Source organism: Amaricoccus sp. (assembly GCF_047602525.1).
GTDB lineage: Bacteria > Pseudomonadota > Alphaproteobacteria > Rhodobacterales > Rhodobacteraceae > Amaricoccus.
The window spans coordinates 2,308,360-2,332,433 of sequence record NZ_JASGHB010000001.1 but is presented as its reverse complement, the minus strand read 5'-3'; the positions used below and the strand labels follow the sequence as shown (position 1 = coordinate 2,332,433).

Annotated in this window: 17 protein-coding genes, 1 pseudogene and 1 CRISPR repeat array; of the genes and pseudogenes, 10 read left to right on the top strand and 8 right to left on the bottom strand. The window is 70.9% G+C overall.

Annotation, left to right across the window (positions count from 1 at the left end; all coding sequences use genetic code 11):
• Window positions 1-10: 10 nt before the first annotated feature.
• Window positions 11-748 carry a DeoR/GlpR family DNA-binding transcription regulator gene (locus QM699_RS11990; protein WP_415011338.1) on the bottom strand — a complete coding sequence of 246 codons (738 nt, stop codon included), beginning with the start codon at window positions 746-748 and terminating at the stop codon, window positions 11-13.
• Window positions 749-886: 138 nt separating this feature from the next.
• Between QM699_RS11990 and QM699_RS11985 the strand changes: the two genes are divergently transcribed.
• From QM699_RS11985 to QM699_RS11945, 9 genes are all read left to right on the top strand, one after another.
• Window positions 887-2,197, top strand: coding sequence for a hypothetical protein (locus tag QM699_RS11985; protein WP_415011337.1), 1,311 nt, complete (start codon window positions 887-889; stop codon window positions 2,195-2,197).
• Entirely contained in the window at window positions 2,194-3,222 is a 1,029-nt protein-coding gene (locus QM699_RS11980; protein ID WP_415011336.1) for a tagatose 1,6-diphosphate aldolase, read from the top strand. Before QM699_RS11985 ends, QM699_RS11980 begins: the two co-directional genes overlap by 4 nt.
• Window positions 3,223-3,224: 2 nt before the next feature.
• A complete protein-coding gene (locus QM699_RS11975; protein ID WP_415011335.1) occupies window positions 3,225-3,977 on the top strand; it encodes an SDR family NAD(P)-dependent oxidoreductase in 753 nt (250 codons plus the stop codon).
• Window positions 3,978-4,095: 118 nt separating this feature from the next.
• Window positions 4,096-5,391: an ABC transporter substrate-binding protein gene (locus tag QM699_RS11970; RefSeq protein ID WP_415011334.1), complete on the top strand. Its 1,296-nt coding sequence runs from the start codon at window positions 4,096-4,098 to the stop codon at window positions 5,389-5,391.
• Between the two features lie 28 nt (window positions 5,392-5,419).
• Window positions 5,420-6,316, top strand: a complete 897-nt coding sequence (locus QM699_RS11965) for a carbohydrate ABC transporter permease (protein ID WP_415011333.1) — start codon at window positions 5,420-5,422, stop codon at window positions 6,314-6,316.
• Entirely contained in the window at window positions 6,316-7,152 is an 837-nt protein-coding gene (locus tag QM699_RS11960) for a carbohydrate ABC transporter permease (protein ID WP_415011332.1), read from the top strand. Before QM699_RS11965 ends, QM699_RS11960 begins: the two co-directional genes overlap by 1 nt.
• Window positions 7,149-7,967, top strand: a complete 819-nt coding sequence (locus QM699_RS11955; RefSeq protein WP_415011331.1) for a sugar phosphate isomerase/epimerase family protein — start codon at window positions 7,149-7,151, stop codon at window positions 7,965-7,967. Before QM699_RS11960 ends, QM699_RS11955 begins: the two co-directional genes overlap by 4 nt.
• Before the next feature lies 1 nt (window position 7,968).
• On the top strand, window positions 7,969-9,078 hold the full coding sequence (locus tag QM699_RS11950; protein ID WP_415011330.1) for an ABC transporter ATP-binding protein: 1,110 nt from the start codon (window positions 7,969-7,971) through the stop codon (window positions 9,076-9,078).
• Entirely contained in the window at window positions 9,068-10,252 is a 1,185-nt protein-coding gene (locus QM699_RS11945) for a Gfo/Idh/MocA family protein (protein WP_415011329.1), read from the top strand. The genes QM699_RS11950 and QM699_RS11945 overlap by 11 nt, the downstream gene beginning before the upstream one ends.
• A 19-nt stretch (window positions 10,253-10,271) precedes the next feature.
• Here QM699_RS11945 and QM699_RS11940 read toward each other — a convergent pair.
• Window positions 10,272-11,211 (bottom strand): annotated as a pseudogene (locus QM699_RS11940) (NAD(P)H-dependent flavin oxidoreductase).
• A gap of 198 nt (window positions 11,212-11,409) precedes the next feature.
• Between QM699_RS11940 and smpB the strand changes: the two are divergent.
• Complete coding sequence (gene smpB, locus QM699_RS11935; RefSeq protein WP_415011328.1) at window positions 11,410-11,883, top strand: SsrA-binding protein SmpB; 474 nt, start codon at window positions 11,410-11,412, stop codon at window positions 11,881-11,883.
• Between the two features lie 2 nt (window positions 11,884-11,885).
• Here smpB and QM699_RS11930 read toward each other — a convergent pair whose 3' ends face one another.
• From QM699_RS11930 to cas4, 6 genes are all read right to left on the bottom strand, one after another.
• Window positions 11,886-12,263, bottom strand: a complete 378-nt coding sequence (locus QM699_RS11930) for an STAS/SEC14 domain-containing protein (protein ID WP_415011327.1) — start codon at window positions 12,261-12,263, stop codon at window positions 11,886-11,888.
• Between the two features lie 7 nt (window positions 12,264-12,270).
• Window positions 12,271-12,687 carry a hypothetical protein gene (locus QM699_RS11925; RefSeq protein ID WP_415011326.1) on the bottom strand — a complete coding sequence of 139 codons (417 nt, stop codon included), beginning with the start codon at window positions 12,685-12,687 and terminating at the stop codon, window positions 12,271-12,273.
• Window positions 12,688-12,692: 5 nt separating this feature from the next.
• Window positions 12,693-13,019 carry a hypothetical protein gene (locus tag QM699_RS11920; protein ID WP_415011325.1) on the bottom strand — a complete coding sequence of 109 codons (327 nt, stop codon included), beginning with the start codon at window positions 13,017-13,019 and terminating at the stop codon, window positions 12,693-12,695.
• A gap of 873 nt (window positions 13,020-13,892) precedes the next feature.
• Window positions 13,893-21,935: a CRISPR direct-repeat array (repeat unit 32 nt; unit sequence GTTTCGATCCACGCCCCCGCGCGGGGGCGACC).
• Window positions 21,936-22,118: 183 nt separating this feature from the next.
• The gene (gene cas2 / locus QM699_RS11915) at window positions 22,119-22,409 is read right to left on the bottom strand and encodes a CRISPR-associated endonuclease Cas2 (protein WP_415012753.1); all 291 of its coding nucleotides are present in this window, start codon (window positions 22,407-22,409) and stop codon (window positions 22,119-22,121) included.
• The gene (gene cas1c, locus QM699_RS11910) at window positions 22,406-23,440 is read right to left on the bottom strand and encodes a type I-C CRISPR-associated endonuclease Cas1c (RefSeq protein ID WP_415011324.1); all 1,035 of its coding nucleotides are present in this window, start codon (window positions 23,438-23,440) and stop codon (window positions 22,406-22,408) included. Before cas1c ends, cas2 begins: the two co-directional genes overlap by 4 nt.
• Window positions 23,437-24,063 carry a CRISPR-associated protein Cas4 gene (gene cas4, locus QM699_RS11905; protein WP_415011323.1) on the bottom strand — a complete coding sequence of 209 codons (627 nt, stop codon included), beginning with the start codon at window positions 24,061-24,063 and terminating at the stop codon, window positions 23,437-23,439. Before cas4 ends, cas1c begins: the two co-directional genes overlap by 4 nt.
• Window positions 24,064-24,074: the final 11 nt, after the last annotated feature.

The following is a 24,074-nucleotide window of genomic DNA, read 5'->3' as shown; positions in this document are numbered from 1 at the left end:
TCGGCTCCTGTCAGGCGGTGGCGATGATGGTCTCGACCCCGGCCGCCGCGAGCACCGCGCGCAGCTCCTCCGGCGGCTCGGCGTCGGTCACGAGCATGTCGATCTGGTCCAGGGGCGCGATGGCGGCAAATGCGCTGCGGGTGAACTTCGTCGCGTCGGCGAGCACGATGGTGCGCCGGGCGAGCCGGATCATGTCGGAAATCATCGCCGCCTCGGCGACCGTGGCGGTGGAGATCCCCCGCGTGGCGCTCAGCGCCCGCACGCCCAGAACCGCGGTGTCGACCTCGATGCGGTCGGCGTGCGGGAAAGTGACCGGCCCGACCAGAACCTTGGACACGTCCAGGAACTCGCCGCCGATGCCGTAGACGTGCGAGAATGCGGCCCGGTCGACCTGATCCAGGATCGGGATGCTGTTGGTGATGAGCGCGATCGAGCGATGCGCCGGCAGCGCCATGGCGAGCGCAAGCGTCGTTGACCCGCCGTTCACCAGGATCGTCTCGCCGGGAGTGATCAGGCGCGCCGCCGTGACGGCGATGCGTCGCTTTGCATCCACCTGTGTCGCCACCCGGTCGGCCACCGAGGCGACGCTCGGCTCGCGCGTGCGCACCGCGCCGCCGTGGGTGCGGGTGAGCGCGCCGGCTTCGGCGAGGCGGTCGAGGTCGCGGCGGACGGTATCCGGCGAAATCCCGAACATGTCGGCAAGCATGGGAACAGACACGCTGCCGTGTTCGGCAACGATCCGGATCATCTCGGTCTGCCTGCTCAGGGGCAGGGGGCCTGTTGCCTTCTTTCTTGCCATTTCAACGTCGCATAAGCCCATTCCGCACGCTTGACAAGGGACAAGACTGCGGGTATCTCGCAATAAACAGCACAAAACAGCAATAACATGCAACCGAGTCGCTCCGTCGTCGTCTCCTCCGATCGCGCGGCCCCTTCGGCGGGCGGTTGGGAAGGCCGCTATGCCGCCACCGCCGCCGCCCTGCCGGGGCTTGCGCGGTCGGCGCGGCGAACGCTCCTCGGGTTTTCAGCCTTCGTCGATGCCTGCGCCCGCCTCGACGACTGCGCGCAGATCTTCGCTGCCGACGCGCCGCCCGCTGCCCGCGCGCTGGCTGCCGACCTGCTCGGCCGGGTGCGGCAGGGGATCGGCGGCGAGATCGGGCTCGACTGGCCCGACGGCGACCGCTGGCTCGCGGGCAGCGTGCCGCACCACCTCGGCGCGGGCGGCACCTCGGCCCAGATCGCCAAGGCGCTCGCCCTGACCGGGGCGCCGACGCTCCTTGCCCTGGCCGACCGGAGCGCGGGGCAGCTCGCGGTGCTGCACGACGGCATCGGGCTGGCGTCGGGTAGTCTGGCGTCGGGCGGGCGGGTGGTGCCTCTCGGCACCGTCGTGGCGGATGAGAGCGGCGCCAAGCCGCGGCACTGGATCTTCGAGGCGACCGAGGGCACGCAGGTCGCCGGCGTGTCCGTCCGCCGCTCCACGCGCGTCATCGTCCGGCTGCGCGACGACGCCCCGGAGGACGACCCGGATTTCGCCGCACTGAGCGTTCCGCTTGCGGCCGAGTGCGGCGCGGCGGCGATCTCCAGCCTCGTCTCGACACCCGAGGCGTGGCTTGCGGGCACCCTTGACCGCATCGGGAACCTCGTCCGCGGCTGGCGTGACGCGGGGCTCGGGACCGTGCACCTCGAGCTGGCAGACTATGGCGACCGCCCGGCAATGCCGCTGGTGATCCTCGGGGCGCTGCGCTGCGCGGTGACATCGGTCGGCATGAGCCGGTCCGAGTGGGCGGCGATCGTCGGGGGCGAGCCGACCGCCGCGGCGCTGCGCGACCTGGCCGAGTCCCTCGCCCTCGAGCGGGTCTGCGTCCACGCCGACGACTGGGCGCTGTCGGTCACGCGCGGCGACCCGGCGCGCGAGATGGCGGCTCTCCTGACCGGCAGCCTGCTCGCCAGCGCCCGCGCCGCCGCGGGCCGCCCCGTCGTCCCCGACGCCCTGCCGTCCGGCGCCCTCCTCGGGCCGGCGCCGGAGGCCGCGCCGCTCGGCGGCGGCTGGTCGGCGGTCGGCTGCCCCGCGCCCTACCTCACCCGCCCGGCCAGCACCATCGGCCTTGGCGACACCTTCCTCGCCGGCACGCTGCTCGTCCTCGGACAGCCGGCCGGCACCCCTTTCGCGCCGTTCGATCAAGGAGACCGAGCTTGACCCTGCACCATCCGTTCGCCACCCAGGGGGCGATCCCGTCGCTCGACCCCGGCAAGATCCGCGGCCTGCAGCGGGTGGCGACGCCGGACGGCTTCTTCACCATGCTGGCCCTCGACCACCTGCTCGCGTTCAAGGACCTGCTGGCCGACGACCGCTCCAAGGTGTCCTATCGCCAGGCCGTCGAGGCCAAGCTCGAGCTGGTCGAGGCGATCGCGCCGGTTGCCAGCGCCTTCCTGCTGGAGGCGCAGTACAGCCTCGCCCAGGTCGTCGCCTCCCGCGCGCTGCCCGCCGATGTCGGCCTCGTCTCGTCGATCGAGGGCGAGGGCTTCGATGTGGTGGACGGCGAGCGCTGCACGCGGTTCCGCGACGGCTGGACCGTGCGCAAGATCAAGCTGCTCGGCGCCGACATGGTGAAGCTGCTCTGGTACTACCGCCCCGAGGCAAAGACCGCCGAGCGGCAGCGGCAGGTGGTGCGCGATCTGGTCGAGGCCTGCGCCGAGTGGTCGACGCCGCTGGTGGTCGAGCCGATCTGGTACGCGCTGCCCGGCGAGGATCAGAAGAGCGCCGCCTGGCAGGCCCGGCGGGTCGAGGGCATCCTCGAGTCGGCGTTCTTCTCCGCCGAGTGCGGGGCCGACATGCTGAAGGTCGAGTTCCCGGGCGACGTCTCCACCCCCGGGGGTCGCGCCGCCTCGGCCGATGCCTGCAAGCGGCTGAACGACGGCATGGTGCAGCCGTGGGTGATCCTCTCCGCCGGTGTCGGCTTCGAGGATTTCCGCACGCAGGTGGAAATTTCCTGCAAGGCGGGCGCCTCCGGCTTCCTCGCCGGCCGCTCGATCTGGCAGGAGGCCGTGGCGACGCGCGATCCGGCCGGCCGGGCGGAGGGCGTCCGGGTGGCGGCGGCGCGTCTCGCCGAGCTGACCGAGATCGCCCGCGCCGTCGGTCGTCCCTATGTGCCGGCGATCACCGGCGACCAGCTGATGACCGACTTCCCGGATGGCTGGTACACCCGTTGGCAGGAGCGGTGAGGATGGGCTTCGATCTGGCCGGCCGCACCGTCCTCGTCACCGGAGGCGCGTCGGGCATCGGGCGCGGCATCGTCGAGGCGTTCCTTGCCGAAGGCGCCCGCGTCGCCTTCACCTACGCGACCAGCGGCACGGCGGCGGCGGAGATCGCCGCGGCGCACGGCGACCGGGTTCTCTCCCTGAAGGCGGACGCCGGCGACGAGGCGGCGGTCGCCGACACCGTTGCCCGGGTGAACGCGGCGTTCGGCACCATCGACGTCGCTGTCGCCAATGCCGGCGGCCTGCTCCAGCGCAGCAAGGTGGCGGACTGCCCGCTCTCGCTCTGGAACGACGCGCTGGCGATCAACCTCACCAGCGCGTTCCTGCTGTCGCGGGCGGTGCTGCCGCAGATGACGGCGGCGGGGAAGGGGTCGATCGTGCTGATGACCTCGCTCGCGGCGCACGACGGCGGCGGCTTTGGCGCGTCGCACTACGCCGCGTCCAAGGGCGGCGTTTCGACGTTCGTCCGGGCGCTGGCGAAGGAGGTGGGGCCGGACGGGATCCGGGTGAACGGCGTGGCGCCGGGACTGATCGGCACGCAGTTCCACGACCGCTTCTCCACCGCCGAGGGCCGCAGTGCCACCGTCGCCCGGACGCCGGTCCGGCGCGAGGGCACCCCGGCGGACGTAGCGGGTGCGGTGCTCTACCTCGCCTCGCCACTGGCGGCGTTCGTCACGGGCGAGATCATCGAAATGAACGGCGGCCTCGGCGCATTTTAATGCGCAGTTCAATGCCGCAGTTTGCCAAGGTATGCTTGACGTGGTGAGTTAAACCGGCATTCTCGATACCAACAAAAGAATCCGGCAGGTACACGCCGGGACACGTAGGGAGCCAAAAATGTCTGATGACGTGAAGGGCGCCGGCTTCAGCCGGCGGGAGTTCGTCGTGGGCGCTGGCATTGCCGCCAGTGCGGCGGCGCTCGGGTTGCCGCGCCGGGCGCGCGCCGCCGGGCGCACCGAGATCACCTTCGCCAGCGCCAAGTTCACCGGGGTGAAGGGCATCGGCGACGTTGTCGAGCTGTTCAACCAGTCGCAGGACAAGATCCACGTCAAGTTCATCGAGCTGCCGCCGCCGTCGTCCTCGACGGAAGTCCACCAGGCACTGGTGCAGCAGCTCGCGCGCAAGACCGGCAGCCCGGACGTGTTCACCCAGGACGTGATCTGGATCGCCGAGTTCGCCTCCGCCGGCTGGGCCCTGCCGCTCGACGAGTATTTCGGCAAGGAGACCGGCGACTACTTCTCCGGCACGATCGACGCCTGCACGTTCAACGGCAAGCTGACCGCGCTGCCGTGGGCGATCGACTCCGGCATGCTGTTCTACCGCAAGGACCTCCTTGATGAGGCCGGCGCCAAGGTTCCCGAGACGTGGGACGAGCTGGTCGCCACCGCCTCCGAGATCCAGAAGGCCGGCAAGGCGAAGTTCGGCTACCTCTGGCAGGGCAAGCAGGCCGAGGTGCTGGTCTGCAACGCGGTCTCGATCATCGGCTCCAACGGCGGCTCGATCCTCTCGGCCGACGGCAAGTCCTCGATGCTGGCGGACGACGCGGCGGTGGGCGCGATCCAGTTCCTCTACGACACGATCAACACCACGAAGATCAGCCCGTCGAACGTGCTGAGCTGGGACGAGGAACCCTCGCGCATGCCGTTCACCGGCGGCGAGGCGGCGTTCCTGCGCAACTGGTCCTACGTCTATTCCCTGGCGCAGGACGCGAAGGCCTCGAAGGTCGTCGACAAGGTTGGCGTCGCGCCGCTGCCGCACTTTGCCGGCGGCAAGAGCTCGGCCTGCCTCGGCGGCTATCAGTACGGCGTCAACGCCAACTCGAAGAACCGCGAGGCGGCCGTCGAGTTCCTGACCTGGATGTCCTCGCCCGAGACCCAGCTCTGGTACGCCCTCAACATGGGGCTGGCGCCGACCCGGCCCGCGGTGTTCGCCGCCCCGAAGCTCACCGCGGCGCAGCCGTTCATGGCGACGCTGAAGGATGTCTTCACCGGCGCCACCCCGCGCCCGATCACGCCGAAGTACCCGCAGGTCTCGCTCGCCCTCCAGTCCGGCATCTCCCGCGCCCTCGTCACCGGCAAGGTGAAGGAGGAGCTGACGGCCGCGAGTGAGAAGATCAATGCGGTCGTCGCCTGACGGCACGACCGGCGGTTCCGTCGCAACAGTGGGTCCCCTTCCGGGGGTCCACTGGCTGACGCCGAGCCTCTCCGCCTGGGTCATGCTGCTGCCGATCGCGGTGTCGCTCGGCGCGGTCTCGCTCTACCCGATCCTGAACGGCGTCTGGCTGTCGCTCACCAACACCTCGCTCATCACCCAGGAAAACGACTTCGTCGGCCTGCAGAACTACGTCGATCTCGCGCGAGATCCGCAGTTCTGGAACGCCTGGCGCCATACGGTCTGGTTCACCTTCGTCTCGACGCTCGCCGAGACCATCCTCGGCCTCGCCATGGCGCTGCTGCTCGTCGAGCGATTTCCGGGCCGCTCCCTCGTGCGCGCGGCCATGCTCGTGCCATGGGCGATGCCCACCGTCGTCACCTCCAAGATGTTCGGCTGGCTGTTCGATGGCCAGTACGGCGTCATCAACTGGGCCCTGCGCTCGCTCGGCCTGATCTCCGAGAACGTCAACTGGACCGGCTCGGTCGAGCACGCGATGACCACGATCATCATCGCCGACGTCTGGAAGACCACGCCGTTCATGGCGCTCCTCCTGCTCGCCGGCCTGCAGACCATTCCCTCGTCGCTGACCGAGGCCGCGCGCATGGACGGCGCCCGCTACTGGCGCACGCTCTGGCACGTCCGCCTGCCGCTGCTCGCCTCGACGTTGCTCATCGCCGGCCTGTTCCGTGCACTCGACGCCTTCCGCGTCTTCGATCTGGTCTACGTGCTGACCGGCGGCGGCCCGGCCGACGCGACCGAGACGCTCTCGACCCTCTCCTACAAGACGCTCTTCTCCGCCCTGCAGTTCGGGTACGGCTCGGCCATGGCGACCGCCATGTTCCTGACCGAGGCCCTGATCGCGCTCGGCTTCGGCGTCTTCATCCTTCGCAAGCTGAGGTCGTGATGCTCGACGAACGCACCGGCACGCAGAAGGCACTGATCGGGCTCGGCGGATTCGTCATCCTGTTCTGGTCCGCCGCGCCGTTCTTCTGGCAGCTCTCGACCTCGTTCCAGGAAGACGTGGCGCTCACCTCCGAGACCCCGTCGTTCCTGCCGAACCCGTGGACGTGGGTTCACTACACCAACATCTTCGTCGACAAGCAATTCCACATCTACCTGCGCAACTCCGCCATCGTCGCGGGTCTCACCACGCTGTTCTGCCTCGCCATCGGCTCGCTCGCCGGCTTCGCGTTGTCGCGCCTGCAGATCCGCGGCCGCTTCGGCATTCTCGCGGCGATCCTCTCCGTGTCGATGTTCCCGCAGATCGCCATCGTCGGCCCGCTCTACCTGCTCGCCTCGAACCTCGCCCTCCTCGACACCTACATGGGCCTCGTCATCACCTATGTCGCGCTCGGCGTGCCGCTGGTGACGTGGGTGATGTTCGGCTACTTCGACACCCTGCCGATGGAGCTCGACGAGGCGGCGCGAATGGACGGCTGCACCCCGTTCGGCGTGCTCTGGCGCATCATCCTGCCGATCTCCGTGCCGTCGCTGGTGACGACCGGGCTGCTCGCCTTCATCGCGGCGTGGAACGAGTTCATGTTCGCCCTCGCCTTCACCTCGACGATCGACCACCAGACCGTGCCGGTCGGCATCGCCAACTTCACCAACCTCTATTACATCCCCTGGGGTGACATCGCCGCGGCCTCCATCGTCGTGACGATCCCGCTCGTCATCATGGTCCTCGTCTTCCAGCGGCGGATCATCGACGGGCTGACGCAAGGGGCTGTCAAGGAATGACCATGCTCAAGATCGGCTGCCAGACCTTCACCTGGGAAATGCTCGGGCCCCGCTTCACCGGCGGCCCGGACGACCTGCTCGCCGCGATCGCCGCCGGCGGCTACACCGGCCTCGAGATCACCAACGTGATGATCGGGGGTTACGCCGACACGCCCGCCGCCTTCGCCAGCGCGCTTGCCGCGCACGGCCTCACCCTCGTCGCCTTCGCCATGGGCTCGGACACCGGCTTCACCGTGCCGGAGGCCGGCGCCGCGGCCGACCTCGAGGCCGTCCGGCGCTGGAGCGACTTCGCCGCCCACTTCCCCGGCGCGCTCGTCTCCATGGGGTCCGCCACCGTCGTCGACGAGGGGCCGCGGGCCGAAAAGTTCGACATCGCCGCCGACATCTACAACCGCGCCGGCGCGATCGGCCGGGCGGCGGGCGTCGATGTCGCGCTCCATCCCAGCTCGCACCACAACACGCTGCTGTTCGATCGCCCCGACTATGACGCGATCTTCGCCCGCCTCGACCCGGATCTGGTCGGCTGGGTGCCCGACACCGGGCACATCCTGCGCGGCCACCCGGACATCCTCGACACGCTGAAGGCGCAGCAGGGCCGCATCCGCTATCTCCACCTGAAGGACGTCGACGCCGCCGGCACCTGGGCGATGCTCGGCGAGGGGGCGTGCGACATCCCCGCCGTCATCGACGTGGTTGCTGCCGCGCCGCGCTTCAACGGCTGGCTCGTCGTCGAGGAAGAGTCCGACACCGCCGGCCGCGATCCGGCCGCGGCGGTCAAGGTCAACCGCGAGACCATGCGACGGCTCGGTTACTGACATGGCGACCCTCACGCTCCGCAACATCTGCAAGGCCTATGGCGCGGTCGAGGTCATCAAGGGCATCGACCTCGACGTCGACGACCGCGAGTTCGTGGTCTTCGTCGGTCCTTCCGGCTGCGGCAAGTCCACGCTGCTGCGCATGGTCGCCGGGCTGGAGCGTATCACCTCCGGCGACCTGCTGATCGACGGACAGCGCGCCAACGATGTCGACGCCTCGCGCCGCGGCCTCGCGATGGTGTTCCAGTCCTATGCGCTCTATCCGCACATGACCGTCGCCGAGAACATGGCGTTCTCGCTCAAGATCAACGGCGCCTCCGCCGCCGACCGCGCCGCCAAGGTGCAGGAGGCCGCCCGCATCCTGCAACTCGGGCCCCTGCTCGAGCGCCGCCCGAAGGAGCTGTCCGGCGGCCAGCGGCAGCGCGTCGCCATCGGCCGCGCCATTGTGCGCAGCCCCAAGGCGTTCCTGTTCGACGAGCCGCTCTCCAACCTCGACGCCGCACTCCGCGTCAACATGCGGCTGGAACTGATGCGGCTGCACGAGAGCCTCAGGGCGACGATGATCTACGTCACCCACGACCAGACCGAGGCGATGACCATGGCCGACAAGATCGTCGTGCTGAACGCCGGCCGGGTGGAACAGATCGGCTCGCCGCTCGCGCTCTACAACCGCCCGGCAAACCTCTTCGTCGCCGGCTTCATCGGCTCGCCGCGGATGAACTTCCTCGATGCCACCGTCGAGGCGTGCGATGCCACGGGCGTCGACGTCCGCTTCGCCGGCGGGCAGTCGGTGCGCGTGCCCGCCGTCGGCAACGCGCTCGCGCCGGGCGAGCGCGTTACGCTCGGCATCCGCCCCGAGGCGCTGCGCCTCGCCGACGGGCCGCTGCGCGGCGAGGTCCGGATCGTCGAGCAGCTCGGCAGCCTCACCATCCTGCACGTCGAGATCGCCCCCGGCGTCGTCCTCGTGGTGCAGGCCGAGGGCGGCAGCCCGGTCGCGATCCATGCTGCCGTCGGCCTCGCCTTCGATCCGGCCGCCTGTCACCTCTTCAATGCCGATGGCAAGGCGCTTCGCCCCGCCGCGTGCCAGACGGAGCCCTCCCGTGCCCACTGAGACCCTCGGCGTCGGCGTCGGCGTCGGCGTCATCGGCGCCGGCAACATCTCGATGACCTATATGCGCAACGCCGCGCTGTTCGGAAACGTGCGGCTTGTCGCGTGTGCCGACATGTCGGCGGACACGGCGACCCGCCGTGCCGCGGAATACGGCGTCCGCGCCCTCACCGTCGACGCGCTGCTCGCCGACCCGGAGGTCGATCTCGTCCTCAACCTCACCGTGCCCGCCGCGCACGTCGATGTGACGCTCGCCGCGCTCTCGGCCGGCAAGCACGTCTTCACCGAAAAGCCGCTCGCCACCACCGCCGCCGACGGCCGCCGCCTCGTGGCCGAGGCCAGGGCGCGCGGCCGGCTGCTCGGCTCGGCGCCCGACACGTTCCTCGGCGCGGCCGGCCGCCGCGCCCGCCGGCTGATCGACGAGGGCGCCATCGGCAAGCCGGTGGCCGGCACCGCCTTCATGTTCGGCCGCGGCATGGAGCACTGGCACCCGAACCCGCAGTTCTACTACCAGCCGGGCGGTGGCCCGCTCTTCGACATGGGGCCGTACTACCTCACCATGCTGGTGAACCTGCTCGGCCCGGTCGCCCGCGTGCAGGCGCTGGCCGGCAAGGGCCAGGACGAACGCCTCATCACCGCGGACGGCCCGTTCAAGGACACCACCTTCTCCGTCGGCACGCCGACCACGATCCTGTCGCTGCTCGAGTTTGCCAGCGGTGCCATGGTCAGCTTCGGCACGTCGTGGGACGTCTTCCGCCACACGCCGCCGCCGATCGAGCTGCACGGCACCGAAGGCTCGCTGCGCCTGCCCGACCCGGATACCTTCGGCGGCACGGTTTCGCTCTCGGCACGCGGCGAGCCGTGGGTCGACCACGCCAGCGAGGGCCAGCTCTACGGCGCGCAGAACTGGCCGTTCGACGCGCCCGACCGTGCGAACTACCGCATGCTCGGCGTTTCCGATCTGGTCCGCGCGCTGCAGGAGGGCAGGGCGCCCCGGGCCTCCGGCGACCTCGCGCTCCACGTCCTCGAGGTGATGGAGGCGATCATGACCGCAGCCGACACCCGCGCCGCCGTTCCGGTTCCGGGCGGCACCGCCCGCCCGCCGCTTCTCGGCGAGGACGAGGCGCAGTCCCTGCTGGCGCCGGCGGCACGCGAGGCCACCCGCGCCATCGTGTGACGATCGCGCCCGCAACGGCTCACGCCGGGGTGGCGAAGCGGTCCGTCGCCGCCCGGCGCATTGCGGCGCCATATTCGGCGACCAGCCGGTCGCACAGCTCGGCGACCGGCGGCAGGTCGGCGACCCCGCCGACGCCCTGACCCGCCGACCAGACGCCGCTCCAGGCCCGGAACCCGGGCCGTGCCTTCAGCTCCGCGTGCGGCGGCAGGTTCTCCGGGTCGAGCCCGGCGGCGACGATCGAGGCGCGCAGGAAGCTCGCAGGCACGCCGGAGATGTTCGGCGTGTAGACGATATCCCCCGCGTGGGCCGCAAGGACCATCCGCTTGTAGTCCTCCGGCACCATCGCCTCCCGCGTCGCGAGAAAGCGCGTGCCGAGATAGGCCATGTCGGCGCCCATCAGCCGCGCCGCCGCGATCTGTGCGCCGGTGTTCATCGCCCCGGACAGGACCAGCGTCCCGTCGAACACCTGCGCGATCTCCGCCAGCAGCGCGAAGGGGCTGAGCGTGCCCGCATGGCCGCCCGCGCCCGCGGCGACGGCGATGATCCCGTCCACCCCGACCTCCGCGGCCTTCTCGGCGTGGCGGCGGTTGACGACGTCGTGGAACACGAGGCCGCCGTAGGAATGCACCACGCCCACCACATCCGCCATCGCGCCGAGCGAGGTGATGACGAGCGGCACCCGGTGCTTCACCACCAGGTCCAGATCGGCGTCGAGCCGGGCGTTGGAGCGGTGGACGATCAGGTTCACGCCGTAGGGCGCGGCACCCGGGGCGCGGCGGGCCTCGACCTCCTCGATCCACGCCTCGAACCCCGCCGCCTCACGCTGGTTCAGCGCGGGAAAGGTGCCGACGATCCCGGCGTTGCAGGCGCCGGCCACCAGAATCCGGCCCGGAGGCCAGGAACATCGGCGCGGCGATCGCGGGCAGCTTCAGTCCGGTCAACTGGCTCGGTATCGCCATCGCATGTCTCCCCAGGCCGGCCGTCGCGCCCGCCGGGCATCCTCCGCCGGGCCGCAGCCGTTCACACCCACAAGAGACCATCCCGGCCGCGAAAACCACCTCCCGGACGTAAAGGCGCCCACGCCGCTTGTCCCATCGGCGCGCCCGCCGTCGCCCGGACTGGACAGTCGGCCGCGACTCCGCTAGGCGGGCGCGATCATGGCCAGCAAGGACGAGAAGCCCCAGAAGCTCGTGGCGGAGAACCGCCGGGCCCGGCATGACTATTTCATCGAGGACGACCTCGAGGCCGGCATCATGCTCGAGGGCTCGGAGGTGAAGAGCCTGCGCAACGGCAAGGCCAACATCGCCGAGAGCTATGCCGCGGTGGAGCAGGGCGAGCTCTGGCTCATCAACGGCTACATCCCCGCCTACTCCCAGGCGAAGAGCTTTGGCCACGAGGAGCGGCGGCGGCGCAAGCTGCTCGTCTCCAAGCGCGAGCTGGCCAAGCTCTGGCAGGGCACGGCGCGCGAGGGCATGACGCTGGTGCCGCTGAAGCTCTACTTCAACGAGAAGGGCCGCGCGAAGCTGCAGCTCGGCATCGCCAAGGGCAAGAAGCTCGCCGACAAGCGGGCGACCGAGGCCAAGCGCGACTGGCAGCGGCAGAAGGCCCGGCTGATGCGCGAGCGGGGCTAGGGCTACATCGCCGGCGGCTCGGCGGCGAGCCACGCCTTCGCCAACTCCAAATCCTTGTCGGCGAAGCTGCGAATCTCGACCGGCACCAGCCGCCGCGCGATCGCCGCCAAGCGCCCGAGCGCCCGCGCGTCGGAGACGAAGGCGAGCCGCGAGACCAGACGGTGGTGCGCCCGGATGAAGCGCAGGTGCCGCCCGAGCGCGCCGAGGTCGGCCCAGCTCGGAAAGCCCGCCGCATGGATCAGCAGGTTCGGCGCCCGGCCCGTCTCCGCAACCGCACGGTCGAAGGCCTCGCCGAGCCGGTCGAGATCGGCCCGGGTGAGCGCGCCGGTCGGCTCGAGGATCAGGCAATGCCGCGCGCGGTCATCGACGATCCGGAGCATGGGGCGTTCAGTCCTTCCGGCGCAGCAGCACCAGCGCGGCCCCGATCGCGACGAGCCCGAAGCCGACGACCGGCCGGGACGGTGCCCGATCGGGCACCAGCGAGAGCGCCGCGGCGCGGTAGATCTGCGCGTCGAGCGCCGCGCGCCGGGCCGACAGACGCCGGTGCCGGCGCGCCTCGATCCAGAGCGCCAGCAGGAAGCCGAGCATGACGACGAAGGCGACGCCGCCGATGATGCCCATCGCGGTGAGCGAGCCATATTCCCGCGACAGCGCCACGGTGGCGGCGATCAGGGCATAGACCAGGGCGACGATGCCGGCGACGGCCGCGCCGAACATCAGCTCGCCGCGCAGCGCCGCGCGACGAGACATCTGTTTCAGCCGCGTCTGCACGACCTGCGAGGCGGTAGAGAGCAGGCGCGGCATCGCGATCAGCGCCGGAACAGGGCGCCGAGGAGAAGGCCGAACAGCGCCGCCATGCCAAGCGACGCGAACGGCCGGCGGCGCGTCGCCTCGGCCACCTCGTCCTCGAGATTCTGCAACTCGGCGAGCAGCACGTCGATCGCCGCCTCACCCTTGGCATAGCCTTCGCTCGCGGTGTTGCCGGCCGCTGCCTTCAGCCCGCGCGCGCGATCCTTGCCGATCTTGGCCACATGGCCACCCAGCTCGGCGAGGTCGGCGCGCAGCGCCGCCACCTGCGCCGCGAGTGGCTCCGCCATCTGGGCGGCTGCATCCTCGAGGTCCTTGCGCGTGCTCATGTCAGAAGCCCTTCCACGATTGTTCGACCCGGTTCGGCACGGTCCGGAGGGGCGTGCCAGCCCCCGACCAACGCCCGGTTCCATACCCGGTTCCCGCCGCGCCTGCGAGAGCATTCCCGCATTCACAAATCTGTTTCGCCGAAGCGGCGCGTTGCGGGGTGCCGCGGGAGCAGGACGGGAGCCGCCCGGTTGGGGGGCGGCTCCCGATAGTTCTTCCGATGGGGCGCCCGACGGCGGCGACGTTGAAGGCTCGAGTTCGGCTCGATCGCCGCCGACCTCGACATGAGCGACGGTCGTAACCACAGCGAGGGCGGCCGCTTGCATTTCATGACTCGCCGGTTCGGCCGCAGCGCCGGCAGCCGGAATCTCCATATGCAAGTCGCTCCCGACCCGTCGCCACCATGGCCCCAATGCTGCCAGCGCCGACTACTGCGAGCCGGCCGTCGAGACGATCCGGCTCCTCGATCTGCCAGCCCATGACATTAGCCACCGGCGCCGGCGGGCTCTTGCGGGGGGTGGCGAACGTGATCCGCGCCGGGGTGCTGCCGGAGCGCATCCGCCCTGGCAAGCCGCAGGAGAACAACCGCCACGAGCAATGCGCCGCACGGAGGCTCGTCGACGCCGCCGCGTCGCCCGCAGCGAGCCTCCGTGCCCAGCAGCGGCGCTTCGCGGCGGTCTGCAGGGAGCGAACGACGAGCGGCCAGACGCCGCCCTCGACAACGCCACGCCGGCCGAGCGCTACGCCCGCGCCGCGGCGACGGGACGGGGTGTTGCGCTCGCCCGAGCCGGCCGCCGGCCGCATCGCCCGCAGCGTGCGCCGCAACGGCGACATCAAGTGGCAGGGCGGCACGCTTTACTTCGGCACGGCCTTGGTCGGTGATCCACGCCCCCGCGCGGGGGCGACCCACGACAGCGACCAGCTCGGTCTATCGGGGCTTCGCTGTCGTCGCGTTTCGATCCACGCCCCCGCGCGGGGGCGACCCTCACCGGCGGCACCGGCGATGTCATCGGGGCGGCGTTTCGATCCACGCCCCCGCGCGGGGGCGACCCGAGCGGGCCGCCGAGAACCGTGCCGAGCGTCGGTTTCGATCCACGCCCCCGCGCGGGGGCGACCCGTGAAGACCGTGATCCCCCCAGCCCCGAACCGGTTTCGATCCACGCCCCCGCGCGGGGGCGACCATACAGCCGTTCGTGTCCGGCGCGCCGACCTTCGCGTTTCGATCCACGCCCCCGCGCGGGGGCGACCTGCCGCAGGCGCGGACGACAGCTTCGACAAGGTAGTTTCGATCCACGCCCCCGCGCGGGGGCGACCCGCCGTCACCTTCTGTCACCAGCCCGGCTTCAGCGTTTCGATCCACGCCCCCGCGCGGGGGCGACCTAGATTTAAGGATTTGACCTTGATGGGTGCAAATGTTTCGATCCACGCCCCCGCGCGGGGGCGACCCCGTCCGACGACGCGTAGAGGCCCCCGGCGGCGTTGTTTCGATCCACGCCCCCGCGCGGGGGCGACCAGCCTAGACGTGATTTCGCTTGCCTCCTGAAAGAAGTTTCGATCCACGCCCCCGCGCGGGGGCGACCACGTGGTCTCGATCAACGCGGTGCCGTTGCTGCCTGTTTCGATCCACGCCCCCGCGCGGGGGCGACCCTTCGCCTGCTCGGTCGGCACGCGCGGCCCGATGTTTCGATCCACGCCCCCGCGCGGGGGCGACCTGGACGACAGGAGCGGCCAGCGCGAAGCGGAAAAGGTTTCGATCCACGCCCCCGCGCGGGGGCGACCGGGAGTTACCGCCTGCTCTGGCGTGGTTGCGTGATGTTTCGATCCACGCCCCCGCGCGGGGGCGACCAGCTGACGGGGAGCCTTCGGGCTCCCCTCCATTTCCCAGTTTCGATCCACGCCCCCGCGCGGGGGCGACCAGCAAAGATCGCCTTAGCCGAGTTGTACGCGCGGCCGTTTCGATCCACGCCCCCGCGCGGGGGCGACCGACGATGGCGGCGTCGTGGACGCGCATCACCGGCCCCTCCCGTTTCGATCCACGCCCCCGCGCGGGGGCGACCGGCATCCGTGCGATGACCCTCCCAACGGCATCAGTGTTTCGATCCACGCCCCCGTGCGGGGGCGACCGACCTTCATTCTCGCGGTCATCCGCAGGCTGGGTTTCGATCCACGCCCCCGCGCGGGGGCGACCTGTCGAGCGGCGGCAGGTCATAGCCCTCGTCGCTGTTTCGATCCACGCCCCCGCGCGGGGGCGACCGGCGCGCCGCCCCGCGATTATGACCCAAGGCCATAGTTTCGATCCACGCCCCCGCGCGGGGGCGACCGCGACCGGAAGTGGTCGCGGGCTTTGTCCCAATGGCGTTTCGATCCACGCCCCCGCGCGGGGGCGACCGACGCGCGCGGTCGGGCGCACAAAACCAAAGCCGTTTCGATCCACGCCCCCGCGCGGGGGCGACCCCCCGAATCTGGCGGGCGCGCTCCTCCTCTTCCTGATGTTTCGATCCACGCCCCCGCGCGGGGGCGACCCCGGGGCGAACCGAACCCGGAGAGGACCGAGATGTTTCGATCCACGCCCCCGCGCGGGGGCGACCGCGAGATCGAGGACAGCGAGATCACCGCCACCAAGTTTCGATCCACGCCCCCGCGCGGGGGCGACCGGCATATGACGGCTATAGCCATGCCGTCGGCTCGGGTTTCGATCCACGCCCCCGCGCGGGGGCGACCCACTGCACCACCGTCGCCGGTGTCGAGCGCCGGGGTGTTTCGATCCACGCCCCCGCGCGGGGGCGACCCTCTCGCCGCAGCCGACGCCACCCGCAGCGGAAATCGTTTCGATCCACGCCCCCGCGCGGGGGCGACCTCATTCGGCACCTCCGAGGGCGTTGGAGAGATCGGGTTTCGATCCACGCCCCCGCGCGGGGGCGACCGCGTGCCCCGGGTGACATCGTGCGCGTCAAGCGCGTTTCGATCCACGCCCCCGCGCGGGGGCGACCATGTCGCCCCAGCCGCCCAGCACCGGGATGCCGGCGTTTCGATCCACGCCCCCGCGCGGGGGCGACCGTAGGCGATATGCGGCTCCTCCTCGCCGCTGCTGTTTCGATCCACGCCCCCGCGCGGGGGCGACCGAAAGGATGAGCCCCGTGAGGGGCGTCGACAAGGTTTCGATCCACGCCCCCGCGCGGGGGCGACCTGACGCGGCTGCGGAAACGCAATGGCAACGGATCGGGTTTCGATCCACGCCCCCGCGCGGGGGCGACCCGCCCGGGCGAGGTACTTGTGGATGTTCCCCTTGCAGTTTCGATCCACGCCCCCGCGCGGGGGCGACCAATAAGCATGGCGGTATCAAGACCTTCCGCCCGGTGTTTCGATCCACGCCCCCGCGCGGGGGCGACCTGGTCGGCGTGTGCCTGACCAGCGTCTTCGTCCGGTTTCGATCCACGCCCCCGCGCGGGGGCGACCGTCGGTTCGCGGCTCCACGGTCACGATTGGCACGTTTCGATCCACGCCCCCGCGCGGGGGCGACCAGTGCGATGGTTGCCGCACTCTCCGCGCGTGGCTGTTTCGATCCACGCCCCCGCGCGGGGGCGACCGACGTGGGATGCCGCTCAGAGGCCGTGGGAGGCCTCAGGTTTCGATCCACGCCCCCGCGCGGGGGCGACCTCGGCGCCTCGGAACAGCAGCGCCGGGCCTTGGTGGTTTCGATCCACGCCCCCGCGCGGGGGCGACCGTCGTGTTCGCTTCGGCGGCCGGAGGTACTGATGTTTCGATCCACGCCCCCGCGCGGGGGCGACCAGGGCGGCGGCCATGCCGATCAGCGCGCAATGCCGGTTTCGATCCACGCCCCCGCGCGGGGGCGACCAGGATCGCGCGATAGTCATCGCCAGCGATGTGCTCGTTTCGATCCACGCCCCCGCGCGGGGGCGACCCTGGGCCCTGGCGGCATCACGGATGTCGGCGGCAGTTTCGATCCACGCCCCCGCGCGGGGGCGACCATGGCAAACTCCGCGACCGCGCCCGGGACGCCCTGGTTTCGATCCACGCCCCCGCGCGGGGGCGACCGCGGGGGATGCGGTGGATGTGGCGGGCCTCGACGTTTCGATCCACGCCCCCGCGCGGGGGCGACCCGCCGCCGACGAGGCTGCCGACTGGCACCAGGAGGTTTCGATCCACGCCCCCGCGCGGGGGCGACCGCCGCCGTATCGGCGATCGACCGGCTCGGGCGAGTTTCGATCCACGCCCCCGCGCGGGGGCGACCTGCAGCCCGCGCGGTTCCCAAGCACCCCACTGCTTGTTTCGATCCACGCCCCCGCGCGGGGGCGACCGACGCGCTGGTCTGGGCGCTGACGGAGCTGATGCTGTTTCGATCCACGCCCCCGCGCGGGGGCGACCGCATCAAGCGCTTCAGAGGCCGGGTGAGCGACCCGGTTTCGATCCACGCCCCCGCGCGGGGGCGACCGCGGCCTGAACAGTACCGGGGACAGCGACGAGCGGTTTCGATCCACGCCCCCGCGCGGGGGCGACCCGGAGGGCACGGGCATGAGCGAGCACAGCACCAAGGTTTCGATCCACGCCCCCGCGCGGGGGCGACCTCGGACGATGGCGGCAATCTCCCCGACGGGTGCGTCGTTTCGATCCACGCCCCCGCGCGGGGGCGACCACGGCGCCCCCGACGGTCTGCTCTCATTCCGCCAGGTTTCGATCCACGCCCCCGCGCGGGGGCGACCTACATCTCGATCAGGTGGCCGACACTCCCCTCGGGTTTCGATCCACGCCCCCGCGCGGGGGCGACCGACGGTGACAGGCGGCACATCGGCGTGGAGCGAGTTTCGATCCACGCCCCCGCGCGGGGGCGACCCCCAAGGCGATGTCTCAATACCGCCGGCCGCTGGTCGTTTCGATCCACGCCCCCGCGCGGGGGCGACCGTGACGCGGCTGCGGAAACGCAATGGCAACGGATCGGGTTTCGATCCACGCCCCCGCGCGGGGGCGACCAGGCCAGCCGTTAGGACGTTCCGCCTCAATCCGACTGTTTCGATCCACGCCCCCGCGCGGGGGCGACCCGCCAGACCGTCGCGAGCCTCTACGCCAAGAACCCGTTTCGATCCACGCCCCCGCGCGGGGGCGACCGACCACCACGCCCGAAGCCTCGGCATTGCCGGAAGTGTTTCGATCCACGCCCCCGCGCGGGGGCGACCAGGGCTTCCTTCTGGACCTCTTCGTACAGACGGTGGTTTCGATCCACGCCCCCGCGCGGGGGCGACCTAGAGGGCTCGATAGGCAAGGATCGCCTCTCGGTGTTTCGATCCACGCCCCCGCGCGGGGGCGACCCCATCAATCTTGATGATCTCTCTCGTGCGCTTCGGGTTTCGATCCACGCCCCCGCGCGGGGGCGACCGCGTTTGGCTTTGCACACTTACCTTCCGTCAGGAGAGTTTCGATCCACGCCCCCGCGCGGGGGCGACCAATTCCGCCGAAGTGTCCTCTCCGACTTCCATTAGTTTCGATCCACGCCCCCGCGCGGGGGCGACCATCTTGAGTTCGGAGTGTGTGCAGCCGATGCCGATGTTTCGATCCACGCCCCCGCGCGGGGGCGACCGGTGTCTACGAGATCGTAGGCGCCGCGCTTCGCGAGTTTCGATCCACGCCCCCGCGCGGGGGCGACCGCAGTGCGACAATCGGCAATCTCACCATCAGGGAGTTTCGATCCACGCCCCCGCGCGGGGGCGACCTCACCTACCTTTTCGAGGCAGTGGAGAGTCGGGTTTCGATCCACGCCCCCGCGCGGGGGCGACCGACGTTGCGCGCTGCCCGACTTGCGGAAGCGACGGTTTCGATCCACGCCCCCGCGCGGGGGCGACCGAAAGGACCCCGAATGTTCGGATTTCTGAAGAAGTTTCGATCCACGCCCCCGCGCGGGGGCGACCGATCCCGCCCGCCGTGCCCCCGGTGTAGTTGAAGTTTCGATCCACGCCCCCGCGCGGGGGCGACCCGGAGGCATTTGCGGCCGCGATCCAGCAATTCAGGTTTCGATCCACGCCCCCGCGCGGGGGCGACCGCGCCAATCCTGCTGATGCCCTTGGCAATGTTCAAGTTTCGATCCACGCCCCCGCGCGGGGGCGACCGCGGCCTGAACAGTACCGGGGACAGCGACGAGCGGTTTCGATCCACGCCCCCGCGCGGGGGCGACCTTGACGTACCTTGCGCCGGCATTCGCAACGACAGCGTTTCGATCCACGCCCCCGCGCGGGGGCGACCCCGCCTCCCGCACCGGCACGCCGGCTGCTCTTGGTTTCGATCCACGCCCCCGCGCGGGGGCGACTCGAGTACGGTGAAGTCGAGGGTGCCGGATGCCGCGTTTCGATCCACGCCCCCGCGCGGGGGCGACCGACTCCGGCCGCTGCCGTGCAGCCGATTGAAGGCGTTTCGATCCACGCCCCCGCGCGGGGGCGACCGTGAGATTATTGATCCACACAGTTCCAGCGCAGGTGTTTCGATCCACGCCCCCGCGCGGGGGCGACCTGGTAGTGTCGCCCGTGATGTTCCGCGCCTGGTAGTTTCGATCCACGCCCCCGCGCGGGGGCGACCGCTCGACGAGAGCGCGCTCGCGCGCGACCGCACAACGTTTCGATCCACGCCCCCGCGCGGGGGCGACCTTGAGGTTCCGCAGCTTCCGACTTGGCCGTCGTTTGTTTCGATCCACGCCCCCGCGCGGGGGCGACCGGCAACGCAGTTGCCTACTAGATATATATGTGGGTTTCGATCCACGCCCCCGCGCGGGGGCGACCGAGCCCCTACATGATCGCGGTCAGCCCGGCCGACGAGTTTCGATCCACGCCCCCGCGCGGGGGCGACCTCCGACTTCGTCACGGTTCGTGGGAATACTGTCTGGTTTCGATCCACGCCCCCGCGCGGGGGCGACCATCAGGCATACCGTTCGGAGTTTTTTCAGCATTCCGGGTTTCGATCCACGCCCCCGCGCGGGGGCGACCTAGTCGGTCTGGCGCATAATCGACAGCAATAGCACGGTTTCGATCCACGCCCCCGCGCGGGGGCGACCTTGCCGCGCGACACTTCGCCCACAGGAGGGGCGTGTTTCGATCCACGCCCCCGCGCGGGGGCGACCACGGTTCCGGCGTTGCCGGAGCCGGAGGTTCCGTCGTTTCGATCCACGCCCCCGCGCGGGGGCGACCGCGGCGGGCCGAGGCCCCCGCCGACCCAAGAGAGGTTTCGATCCACGCCCCCGCGCGGGGGCGACCTGTTGCCGACCATGTTGCGGCCGCGCAGGTAGAGCGTTTCGATCCACGCCCCCGCGCGGGGGCGACCCTTTTGAGCCCACGCCCAAGCCTAAGCCTAAGCCGTTTCGATCCACGCCCCCGCGCGGGGGCGACCGCAGACCATCACTGGGAGTGGTCACGGGCGACAGTTTCGATCCACGCCCCCGCGCGGGGGCGACCTACGGAAATCGTTGATGTGTGGGAGATACTCAAAGTTTCGATCCACGCCCCCGCGCGGGGGCGACCTGTGCACTCTCACCCTTAGGGGGGATTCGACTGATGTTTCGATCCACGCCCCCGCGCGGGGGCGACCGCCGCGCCGCGCTCGGCGAGCACACCTCCGACCGTTTCGATCCACGCCCCCGCGCGGGGGCGACCCCGAAGCGGTCATGGTGCAGCGCGCGGCCGTCGAGTTTCGATCCACGCCCCCGCGCGGGGGCGACCTGCTGGTTTCGCACCCAGCTCCCGATGTGGTGCTGGTTTCGATCCACGCCCCCGCGCGGGGGCGACCGAGTGTATGCAGAGAATGTAACCCCGGAGGATGTTTCGATCCACGCCCCCGCGCGGGGGCGACCCGCAGCCCCGCACTCTTTCGCCCAGATGAGCGCCTGTTTCGATCCACGCCCCCGCGCGGGGGCGACCGAGGCTAGCTGATCCTGCATCCCTCGCTCTTTCTGTTTCGATCCACGCCCCCGCGCGGGGGCGACCGAGCTTGGCGATGAGGATTGCGGGATACCTCAGTGTTTCGATCCACGCCCCCGCGCGGGGGCGACCAGCAGTTTGCGCATCTTGCTGGTTAGCTACGCGCTGTTTCGATCCACGCCCCCGCGCGGGGGCGACCCTCCCGGCGAGCGCGGATGGTCTGGACAGTGGCGTTGTTTCGATCCACGCCCCCGCGCGGGGGCGACCGCCGGCTCCAAGCTCGGCAAGGCCGTGCTCAAAGGTTTCGATCCACGCCCCCGCGCGGGGGCGACCGCGTACAAGTTGATCTACAATCAGTATTTTGGTGATGTTTCGATCCACGCCCCCGCGCGGGGGCGACCGGCTTGGGCTTGGGCTTGGGCTTGGGGGTGCCCTCGTTTCGATCCACGCCCCCGCGCGGGGGCGACCCCGCTTTGCCCGCTCCGCCACGACCATCGTCGCGACGTTTCGATCCACGCCCCCGCGCGGGGGCGACCAGTTGCGGATGCTCCTGCGTCTCACACGTGGAAGTTTCGATCCACGCCCCCGCGCGGGGGCGACCGCGCCCCGCGGCCGGCACACGGCAGCCGTCGATGTTGTTTCGATCCACGCCCCCGCGCGGGGGCGACCTCTCCGCGCGTGGCTTAAGTCCCTCAGGATTGAGCTTGTTTCGATCCACGCCCCCGCGCGGGGGCGACCGCGTTCGCTTTGGCGGCCGGAGGTACTGAAGATGTTTCGATCCACGCCCCCGCGCGGGGGCGACCCTGTGCACTCTCACCCTTAGGGGAGATTTGACCGATGTTTCGATCCACGCCCCCGCGCGGGGGCGACCGCGATGAAATCAACCCACTGATCCCACACCAGACGGTTTCGATCCACGCCCCCGCGCGGGGGCGACCACGTGCTCCTGATACGAGCCGGGACTGGTGCAAACGTTTCGATCCACGCCCCCGCGCGGGGGCGACCTGCCAAGTATTATCACCTTGGTCCGCAAGTCAAAATCCGATCCATGGCGCAATCCTACAGGCGTGCACTCGGAGCAGCGGCGAATCCATAGTCGCAAAGGGAGATATGATAACGATTTCAAAGAGATGGGCCGCGCGCGAACCTGCCGGGGGCCGTGGGCACGCTTGGGGTTCGCGCGGCGGGTCACACGATCAGCGGGCCACCCAGATCCGCCGCGGGCTTCGCCCCCACATGCTCGACGCGTCGCGTCCAGTTCGCCCCGAGATGATAGTAGCGCAGGCTGTCCGTCGAAGGGTCGATCACCCCCTCCAGCCGGGCCTTCAGCGCCACCCATTGCGCGGGGTCGACCTCGATCTCGAAGACCGAGAACTGCACCCTCTGGCCGAAATCCTGACAGGCGCGGGCCACGCGGCGCAGCCGGCGCCGGCCTTCGGGCGTCGTCGTGTTCACATCGTAGGTGACGAGCACCATCATTTCCAGAACCACGGCGGATAGGCGTCGAGATCGCCGCGCAGATGGCGGGCCAGCATCTGCGCCTGCAGCCAGGGCACGAGGCCGAAGGGCGCCTTCTCGCCGAGGAAGGCGTGCTGGCGCTCCTCCTTCTTGCGCTCCTGCCAGGCGGTCAGCACCAGCTTGCGGGCTTCGTCGGAGAGCAGCACCGCGCCCCCGTCCATGGCGCGGAAGTCGCCGGCGCGAAGCTGGCGGCGGTTGACGAGCGACAGCGCCAGCCGGTCGGCGAGCGGCGCGCGCAGCTCCTCCATCAGGTCGAGGGCGAGGCTCGGGCGGCCGGGGCGGTCGCGGTGGAGGAAGCCGACCGCCGGGTCGAGGCCGACGCTCTCGCAGGCGCTGCGGCAGTCGTGGGTCAGCAGCGTGTAGAGGAAGGAGAGCAGCGCGTTCAGCGGGTCGAGCGGCGGGCGGCGCGAGCGGCCGCGCCAGCGGATCTCGGGGTCGGGCGAGCGGACGAGATGGTCGAAGACCGAGAAGTAGAGGTTGGCCGCCTCGCCCTCCGAGCCGCGCAGGGCGTCGAGGGTGGCGTCGGTGAAGGTGACGCGGCGCAGGACGTGTGCCATCCGCTCGGTGGCGGCCTCGAGCGCATCGCGGGCCTCGGGCGCCATCTCCGGCCCGTAGTCGCGCGAGGCCCGCATCAGCACGGCGCGCTGGTTGGCGATCTTTCCGACGAGAAGCGAGCGGACGATCTCCTCCGGCGCATCGCTGGCGCGATACTGGGCGCGGCGGAGAAGGACGTTCCCGGTGACCGGGCCCTCGATCCGCGCCTGGAAGCGGCCGACGCGGTCGAGGAGGACGAGGGTGATCCCGGCGCTCGCGCAGGCGCCGATCAGCGCGGGCGAGACGAGGATCGGGCCGAAGGCCACGACAGAGGCGAGCATGTGGAGCGGCACGCGCGCCTTCGTCTCGCCCTCGACCTCGGCGACGAGGTTCTCCCCGTCCTTGCGCAGCGCCGCACCCTCGGTGGTGACGTAGACGGTGTTGAGGAGCTTCTTCACCGCGGTCCGACCTCCGCCACCACCATCCGGTCGCGCCAGGCGCGCGCCGGCCGGGCGCAGGCCTCCGGCCGGCAGAGGTCGTGCAGCGAGCAGGCGCGGCAGCGGGCCTTCAGCGACGTGGGCGGCGGCGTCTCGCCGGAGGCGAGAACGCGGGCGAGATCGGCGGCGGCGGTCTCGGTCACGGCGCGCAGCTCGGCGTCGAAGGGCACGACGACGCGCCGCTTCGTCCCGGCGTAGAAGAGCGCCCCCTGCGGCACGGCCGCGCCGGTCATCTCCTCGAGGCAGAGGCCCTGCGCGCAGAGCTGCACCTCGTCGGCGCGGTGCAGCTTCGGCTTGCCGCGCTTGTACTCGATCGGGAAGGGCACCTCCTGACCCTCCGCCATCGGGAACTCCACCACGTCGGCCACGCCCGCGAGATTCAGCCGGCGGCAGGCGAGCGGCAGGCTCATGACCCGCCGCACGCCACGGGCATGGCGCCCGCCGCCCTTGTCGGCGACGGCATGGAGAACGGTGCCCTCGGCGGTGAAGACATTCTCCGCCCAGAGCCGCTCGAGATGGATCAGCGCCGCCTGCCGCAGGCAGTAGACCGCGTGCTGGAGCGCCGAGAGCGGGATCGGCTCCACGGCCGCGCCCG

Coding starts and splice junctions, on each gene's coding strand:
- QM699_RS11925 (WP_415011326.1), bottom strand. CDS start 12,687: ATGCCGCGCCTGCTCTCTACCGCCTCGCAGGTCGTGCAGACGCGGCTG.
- QM699_RS11960 (WP_415011332.1), top strand. CDS start 6,316: ATGCTCGACGAACGCACCGGCACGCAGAAGGCACTGATCGGGCTCGGC.
- QM699_RS11920 (WP_415011325.1), bottom strand. CDS start 13,019: ATGAGCACGCGCAAGGACCTCGAGGATGCAGCCGCCCAGATGGCGGAG.
- QM699_RS11985 (WP_415011337.1), top strand. CDS start 887: ATGCAACCGAGTCGCTCCGTCGTCGTCTCCTCCGATCGCGCGGCCCCT.
- QM699_RS11970 (WP_415011334.1), top strand. CDS start 4,096: ATGTCTGATGACGTGAAGGGCGCCGGCTTCAGCCGGCGGGAGTTCGTC.
- cas2 (WP_415012753.1), bottom strand. CDS start 22,409: ATGATGGTGCTCGTCACCTACGATGTGAACACGACGACGCCCGAAGGC.
- QM699_RS11990 (WP_415011338.1), bottom strand. CDS start 748: ATGATCCGGATCGTTGCCGAACACGGCAGCGTGTCTGTTCCCATGCTT.
- smpB (WP_415011328.1), top strand. CDS start 11,410: ATGGCCAGCAAGGACGAGAAGCCCCAGAAGCTCGTGGCGGAGAACCGC.
- QM699_RS11975 (WP_415011335.1), top strand. CDS start 3,225: ATGGGCTTCGATCTGGCCGGCCGCACCGTCCTCGTCACCGGAGGCGCG.
- QM699_RS11950 (WP_415011330.1), top strand. CDS start 7,969: ATGGCGACCCTCACGCTCCGCAACATCTGCAAGGCCTATGGCGCGGTC.
- QM699_RS11955 (WP_415011331.1), top strand. CDS start 7,149: ATGACCATGCTCAAGATCGGCTGCCAGACCTTCACCTGGGAAATGCTC.
- QM699_RS11930 (WP_415011327.1), bottom strand. CDS start 12,263: ATGCTCCGGATCGTCGATGACCGCGCGCGGCATTGCCTGATCCTCGAG.